Origin of the sequence: Chlorogloeopsis fritschii PCC 6912, assembly GCF_000317285.1 — a bacterium.
Lineage (GTDB): Bacteria > Cyanobacteriota > Cyanobacteriia > Cyanobacteriales > Nostocaceae > Chlorogloeopsis > Chlorogloeopsis fritschii.
In genome coordinates, this window is record NZ_AJLN01000016.1 from 34,435 (window position 1) to 41,144 (window position 6,710).

Consider the following 6,710-nt stretch of genomic DNA (forward strand, 5'->3'; position numbering starts at 1 on the left):
AGTTTGGACAGCAGTTTGCCCTGGAGTTCCATTGATTAGACAACACTTTCACCCCAAATATCACTTACTCCCTGCTCATAAATATCGCTATTGGCAAAAGTTGCCTGGGACTCAAGTTGTTGCCTAATCCCATCTATTGCTTGTCTCCAGGCAGAATAGTGTCTTTGTGGATAACTGCTCGATTAACTTGACAATGCCTCGTTTATACCTAATCTTGATGAACTACGTACTACTTAGGAGGTACTTATGTTACAAGTTGATGAAATGTTACAAGTTGATGAAATGTTACAAGTTGATGAAATTTTGGATTTTTGGTTTGGAAGAAAAGAAGAAACAGATTACGGAAAAAATCGCACAATTTGGTTTGCTAAAGATCCAAAATTTGATCGGGAGATTCAAAACCGCTTTCAGAAAGACTATTGGAAAGCTGCAATGGGCAAGCTTGACCACTGGAAAGAAACACCCGAGAGTTGCTTGGCATTAATCATCCTACTAGATCAGTTTCCACGAAATATGTTTCGTGGTCATCCCCAAACCTATGCAACTGATCCACAAGCTCTCTCTTTAGCTCACTATGCTGTCGCTACAGGCTTTGATCAGAAGCTACCGTCGATACATCGTTGGTTTATCTACTTACCCTTTGAACACAGCGAGAACCTCAATGATCAGCGACGGTCGGTTGAGCTGTTTTCCAAACTCGGCAATGATCCAGATAGCTTGTACATTACCTCATCTGCTGTCCGACACCTAGAGATCATCGAGCGCTTCGGACGTTTTCCTCATCGCAACAACATTCTATGTCGAACTACAACACCAGAGGAAGCAGAGTTTTTGAAGCAACCAGGCTCATCATTCTAGTTCCACATAGGAGGCTGATAATTGCCCCGAGTGATACACTCCTAAAAAAGTGGAAGTGACTGAGAGTCGCTTGTTCAACTATAAACTGATATATGGAACAAGCAGGTAACCTTTACCATAAAAGATAGAAAAGCCTCCAGATGAAGCACTTGGGTAATTGTGCGTTAATTCATGATGCCGATAACTTAATTATTGCTGAGGAAAGGCAGCAAGTTTGAGGTCTATCGCTTACAGTACAGGTTCCACACCTTGCTTAAAGAATAGCTTAAACTGTAAGAATCTATGGAAAAGACGCACATTACCCATTTCTATCGTTGCTATAACTTTCTTTGCTTCCACTTCCGACACTAACTGAGTCCATTGTTAACCCAAAGTTTTGGTCTTTCCCGCAAAGGAAGCTTTCATAACTATTATTAATGATAACATATCAGTCTCACTAGAGATTACAATCAGCAATTTTTAAGCAGATAGAGAGTAAACTGATTCATGGTTCTGAGACTTTTAGTCTATTATTCTTTGCTCGCATTTATTAAGAAGAGCGTTAATCACTGGAAAATTTTTAGGTGAAATTGGCTGTAATCAAGGATTTTTTACCAGAATAGCTCTTCCTTGAAGATATCACTAGAAGGATATTTTTCATTTGCTGGCCCCTTTGAAACAAAGTACTTACTAAGAAGCTTGTTGCGTTTGAGGTTGATCTACTTTGGTAGTGATATTACTATCAGTCCCTTAAAAATATGTGTGTGCTGTGGGCACAATAGTAATGCCTAGACAGTAGATCTACTGCGTGCGCTGTTAACCTGCTTAACAAAGACTTCCTCAATAACAACTTGAATGTTCTTCATTTAGCTTGCCAATTTAGAATCGTCTTTACCAGCGATAATTAGGATGTTAAGGCTGAACTTAAGCTTTTCTACTTCATAACTTACATTCCGCAGGTAAGCGAGGAGATTAATGGTATTTTTTATTCATGAGATCATCAGTCTCAGAAATCAGAGTACAAGATATTGACCACTACGGCATAATGGCAGGCATTATTGACTAAATGTGTCTGGTACAGCAAATCAACCAAATACCAGGTACTTATCACCAAAAAATAGTCACTCTAGGTCAAGCGGTAAAAGCGATGATTCTGAATGGCTTGGGTTTAGTCAGTGCGCCATTGTACCCGGCGTGAAAAGTTTTTTGTGGGTCAAGCAACAGAGAATCTATTGGGTGAGGGGATAAGTCCAGAATCTCTAAATGAACCGTTTGGGCAGAGTGTTGGACAACTATATGAGGCGGGGCTAACACAACTATTCGTCACGCTAGCAACGGATGCAGCCAAAAAGTTTGGCGTAAAAAAGGATAGCTTGTACCTGGACTCCAGTTGATTTCACATCCATGGAGAGTACGCCAGCAAAAAGAATGAAGAGACAGAACAGACAGGGGCAATTGAAATTACCTATGGTTACTCACAAGATCATCAACCGGATCTCAAACAAATTCCAAGTGGACTTGATGTGCAGTGGAGATAGAGACATTCCCTTATGTCTAAAAGTGGCAGATGGGAATGAAGCCGACTAAGCAGCGTTTGCTCTGCTTCTCAAAAAGTTTAGGCAGCAGTGGGAGATAGATACTTTGTTTGTAGCAAATGCAAACTTTACTGTAATAACAACATCTAACAAATGGATTCCTTGTGCTAGGTATCATGAGTACCTGCAACATTAGCACTAGGGCGTATTTTCAAACTCGTTATATCCTGAAAAAGGATGCGATCGCTTTGTTGCAATGGTGAATCGAGGAGACTTAAGTAACGAACAGTGGGAACGCTTAAAACCGTTACCAGTACCATAAAAACCGCGAACAGGCAAGCCAAATAATGACCACTGCACGGTTGTGAATGGCATCCTATGGATATTAAGAACTGGAGCGCTTTCGTTTTACTCTCGTATTAAACTGGTATGGTTACTGAGCACACTTTTCTAAAAACCTGCAAGCTGAGTTAGTCAACTGCTTTGTACTGCTGATCTTTTAGTCTTCGGTATTTGCAACCATCAATGGTGGTTCTGAGAATTTCTGTAACACAAACTTATCAACCGCCTTGAGTTCAACAGTTATCATTCCGAATACTTCCATCTGGCATGATAGTGTTGCAGAAATACATACCTCTCAGACTAACTCCTTCCAAGTTCGCCTGACTTAAATTTGCGTCACACAAGTTGACACCTCTCAAATTAGTCTCTCTCAAGTCACATCCAGTAAGATTGCTGCCGATAAGTTTAGTACCTACCAAATTAGCACCTCGCAGATCAGAACCAGACAGATTGGCTTGTACGAGTTCGGTATTTTCCAAATTAGCCCCTCTTAAATCAGCTCCAGTTAAATCGGCACACCTAAAACTGGCAAAATATAAGTTAGCTTTTCTAAGAATAGCTTTAGTCAGATTAGCATAAACAAGACTGGCTTTAGCAAAGGATACCCCAGTCAAATCAGCTCCAGCCAGATTAGCTCCGATAAGACAGGAGTTCATTAGGGCATTGGTGAAGTCAGCACCACTCAAATCAACATTACTCAAGTCCATGCTTCTCAAATCAAACCTACCAAAATATCTTTGCCCCTTCTTGTACAGTTCGATCAATTCCTGACGCTCCATAATTCTACTTCTACATCCTATAGTTCTAAGTACGTCAACAGTTTTTGGTTAGTAGTTTTTAGACGATTTAAGAGTACAGCAACTGCTGCAATAATATAGGTAATGAAAAAATTTAAAGCTAGGAACAGTTAACACCGTATCCTAGAAGTATCTGCCTGTACCCACTCCTTAATAGAGGTTATGCAGAACATAATGCATTTTGATTTGTTTTTAGTGCAGAGCAATCTGAACTGAAGCTTTAGGGATTTAGGGATGTATCCCTTAACAAATTCAAGATCTTCATTAGATAATTCAGTTAGTAATTTGAGGACAGTATATAATGTTAAGATTCCATTCAAATACATTGAACAAATTAGAAAAAATGTTTCAGAAAGATTTTCCAAACACCCTTGGTGGGATCAAAATCATGGTTGGAAAAATCTCCTAAACTATTTGCATCTTAACGTTCAACATATGTGTTCTTTTCAATTAAATTAAACCTTGGTTGAAGTATTTCCACTTCCGCAACTTTCTCTTGGGTTTCCCAGTTTGATTGGCATTATCAATACCTTCTGCAATCATCTATCTTAGCCCGTTTGGGAGGACTATTTCTACTTTTCCTCTGCCTAGAGTGACAAAAGAAAGATTAGCTGGTATTAAGATAGCTGCATCAACGGAGTTGTTATCTTTGATATGGAGAAATAGAGCGCTTCACCTTGTCAAAGCAGGTTTAAGTTGACAATACCTCTCCTCTAGCTCTATTTCTTGCTGAACCATATTTTGGATTGCTTGAATAACTATACTCCGACTGTCAAGACCCTGCTTATGCATTTTTAACCACCGCTGCGCTTCGTTTCCTTCCCTGAGAATTTTTTGAATGGGTGAGAGGAAGAAGCTGAAGCCCTTTTTTTTAGCAATCAGCCAAACTTCTTGGTAAATTTCCTCAATCCAATTCCGAGCGAAAATTTTTCTACCATCTTGCCAATGTCTCAATTCTGCGTCCAGGCTCTGGCAAGAAACGGTTGCTTCATTCGCACTAGTTATGGCAAGCAAATCTTCCGATCGTGTCGCTGTTGAAAATATGCTCCTTTCTAGTGGGTCTAAGCTTGGGTCATCTATTAACTGCCAGAGCCGGGCTTCTAGCAAAGCAGTGACGGCAAGCAAGGCAATAGGATCTACAATCAGATCGCAGATTCTTAGTTCTAGTCGGTTAAGATTGTAGGGACGGCAATTACCATTGGGTCGAACTGATATCCAGAGGTGGCGTACATTTTGCATCGTCCCATCTGCTAGCTGGTCTTCTGTCCACTTTATATAATGAGCATGGCTTTCAAAAAGAGGAACATTATTGGGAGTTTTTGGAAAAATTTTCCAGCGAGTGGAATGATACCCCGTAACGCAGCCATCCAGAAACGGAGAAGAAGCACTTAAGGCCAAGTACAGTGGTGCTTCTACACGGATCAGGCGATAGGCACGCATCAACAATTCTGGGTCACTGATACCAATGTTAATATGAATGCTAGTAGTGACAACGTTAGTACCGTAGGTCTGCTCAATGTAGGTATGGTAAGAGTTGCTGGGATCAGAACGGTAGAAGGATTCGCTATTGCCTAAAGATAAAGTACTTCCAGGAACTAGCGTGTAATTACCTATACGCTTTAAATACTTTCGCAGCTCCAATCTAGGACGTACCAACTCAAACAACAATTGCTTATATTTGTACAAGGGTGCGGTTATATATTCTACATTGCGGCTGTCTGGCTCCTGCGTAAATCCGTCCAAGGCAGCCACAATCTTATCAGAAACTCCTACAATATCACCTTGAGTTGTACCCGTGTAAATCTCAACTTCAAAACCTTTCAATAACAACATATTTTTTTACATATAAGTTGATTTGTATCTCTTCTCATACCCATAAGTACCTTAAGTACCTTAAACAGCAAGACAAAAATTCTTGCTAGATTTTAAACACTCGATTTATTTTGAGAGCTAGCTTTTTCAAGATAGCAATAGCTTTAATATCTGTTATAAAATTTGGTGTAAACTTCTCTTAAGAGCAACTATTGCATTCAGTAAGTATCGACAGCACGCCCTCTGCCGCCATTTTCTAATCTGAACTCCAACAGAACAAGCACCTCAACAATATTGCGAGTAAGACCATCGCCTCATAAAACGACCGATCGGTTCAAATCATTCCATATTGCTTAACAAACTTTCAGGAACTGCGAGACGATAAATATAATTCGTTATGTTTTCAGAGTAGGCAAGATGCCTACCCTAAAAGAGTCATTTCTATTTTGTGCAATGCCTGAGAATTTGGCGGTTTGGATATTAGGGTCATTGATGTTCAACCCCAGTTCGTCGCTTTAATTACTGGTGGAACTCCTCAATTTTTCAGCGAATAATGTACATATTCTGAATATTCTCCTCATTCCGTCCACGTTTTTTCAGCGTACCATCCAAGTTAAATGTTGGAAATAATTCTACGTCAATCCAAGAATGCAGCATTGCTGCCCAGAGAGTAATTCCCTCCAAAGCTTTTGCAATTAATTGTCGCCCTCTTGGCGATTCAGGATCTTCTGGCTCAATGTAATCCATGCCCATGATGCTATGGTGTTCATCAGCTTCCACATGGATATCAAAGTAAGTATCGCCTGCACCAAGTTCGTGCATCTTAGGTGCTACTACCTTAAAGAATTCATTGGAACATCGTTCAATCCCACTATTGATAGTAACCACCCACTTAGCACGATCCTGCTCTATTGCAAGCTGATACGCTAGATTCACACAAGCATTTGTCTCTGGTGTGGGAACGACATTTTCAATTTCTTTGCGATTATTCAACAGCTTATGCCTGAGCATCCAGTGCATTAACAGCTCATGATGATCGGCCTCCCCATAGGCATGCTTTGCATAGAACGGCATCATATGATTTTCAGACATTGGGGTTGTGCCAAGCATTAAACCCATTACCTTGGGAAAGGTTGCAGAATGGTAAAATAGTTGTACTGCAGCAGGTTTAAATTGCAGTGGTGATTTTATCTCACTTACCCACTCAAAAAATGGCATTTCCTGTACAGCCTTGCTAGCATTGAAAATAGGCTCAACGACCCATGCATGCTTAACGCATATTCTTTCCAGTTCATTCACATCCAAAGCTTCGTAAACGCTGGCAGTTGTAGATGTAACATTTGTCATTTTTATTTCCTCTGTTGTTTTTTAGAAACTATCTCTTCAT

General features: G+C 40.1%; 5 protein-coding genes and 1 pseudogene. 2 read left to right on the forward strand and 4 right to left on the reverse strand.

All coding sequences use genetic code 11. From position 1 onward, the window contains the following. Window positions 1–246 precede the first annotated feature (246 nt). Together UYC_RS0100995 and UYC_RS39290 are read left to right on the forward strand one after the other, a co-directional pair. A complete protein-coding gene (locus tag UYC_RS0100995) occupies window positions 247–858 on the forward strand; it encodes a DUF924 family protein (protein ID WP_016877532.1) in 612 nt (203 codons plus the stop codon). 970 nt (window positions 859–1,828) lie between these two features. Continuing rightward, window positions 1,829–2,496 (forward strand): annotated as a pseudogene (locus UYC_RS39290) (IS1634 family transposase); the annotation flags it as partial. Between the two features lie 74 nt (window positions 2,497–2,570). On the opposite strand, the gene UYC_RS37375 reads toward UYC_RS39290, so the two are convergent. The 4 genes from UYC_RS37375 to UYC_RS0101025 all read right to left on the reverse strand — a co-directional run bounded on the left by UYC_RS37375 (window position 2,571) and on the right by UYC_RS0101025 (window position 6,670). Then, complete coding sequence (locus tag UYC_RS37375) at window positions 2,571–2,747, reverse strand: hypothetical protein (RefSeq protein ID WP_157171197.1); 177 nt, start codon at window positions 2,745–2,747, stop codon at window positions 2,571–2,573. Window positions 2,748–2,947: 200 nt separating this feature from the next. After that, complete coding sequence (locus UYC_RS0101010; RefSeq protein ID WP_016877534.1) at window positions 2,948–3,493, reverse strand: pentapeptide repeat-containing protein; 546 nt, start codon at window positions 3,491–3,493, stop codon at window positions 2,948–2,950. A 690-nt stretch (window positions 3,494–4,183) separates the two neighbouring features. After that, window positions 4,184–5,344 carry a glutamate--cysteine ligase gene (gene gshA / locus UYC_RS0101020; protein ID WP_016877536.1) on the reverse strand — a complete coding sequence of 387 codons (1,161 nt, stop codon included), beginning with the start codon at window positions 5,342–5,344 and terminating at the stop codon, window positions 4,184–4,186. 522 nt (window positions 5,345–5,866) lie between these two features. Beyond that, window positions 5,867–6,670 carry an iron-containing redox enzyme family protein gene (locus tag UYC_RS0101025; RefSeq protein WP_016877537.1) on the reverse strand — a complete coding sequence of 268 codons (804 nt, stop codon included), beginning with the start codon at window positions 6,668–6,670 and terminating at the stop codon, window positions 5,867–5,869. Window positions 6,671–6,710 lie beyond the last annotated feature (40 nt).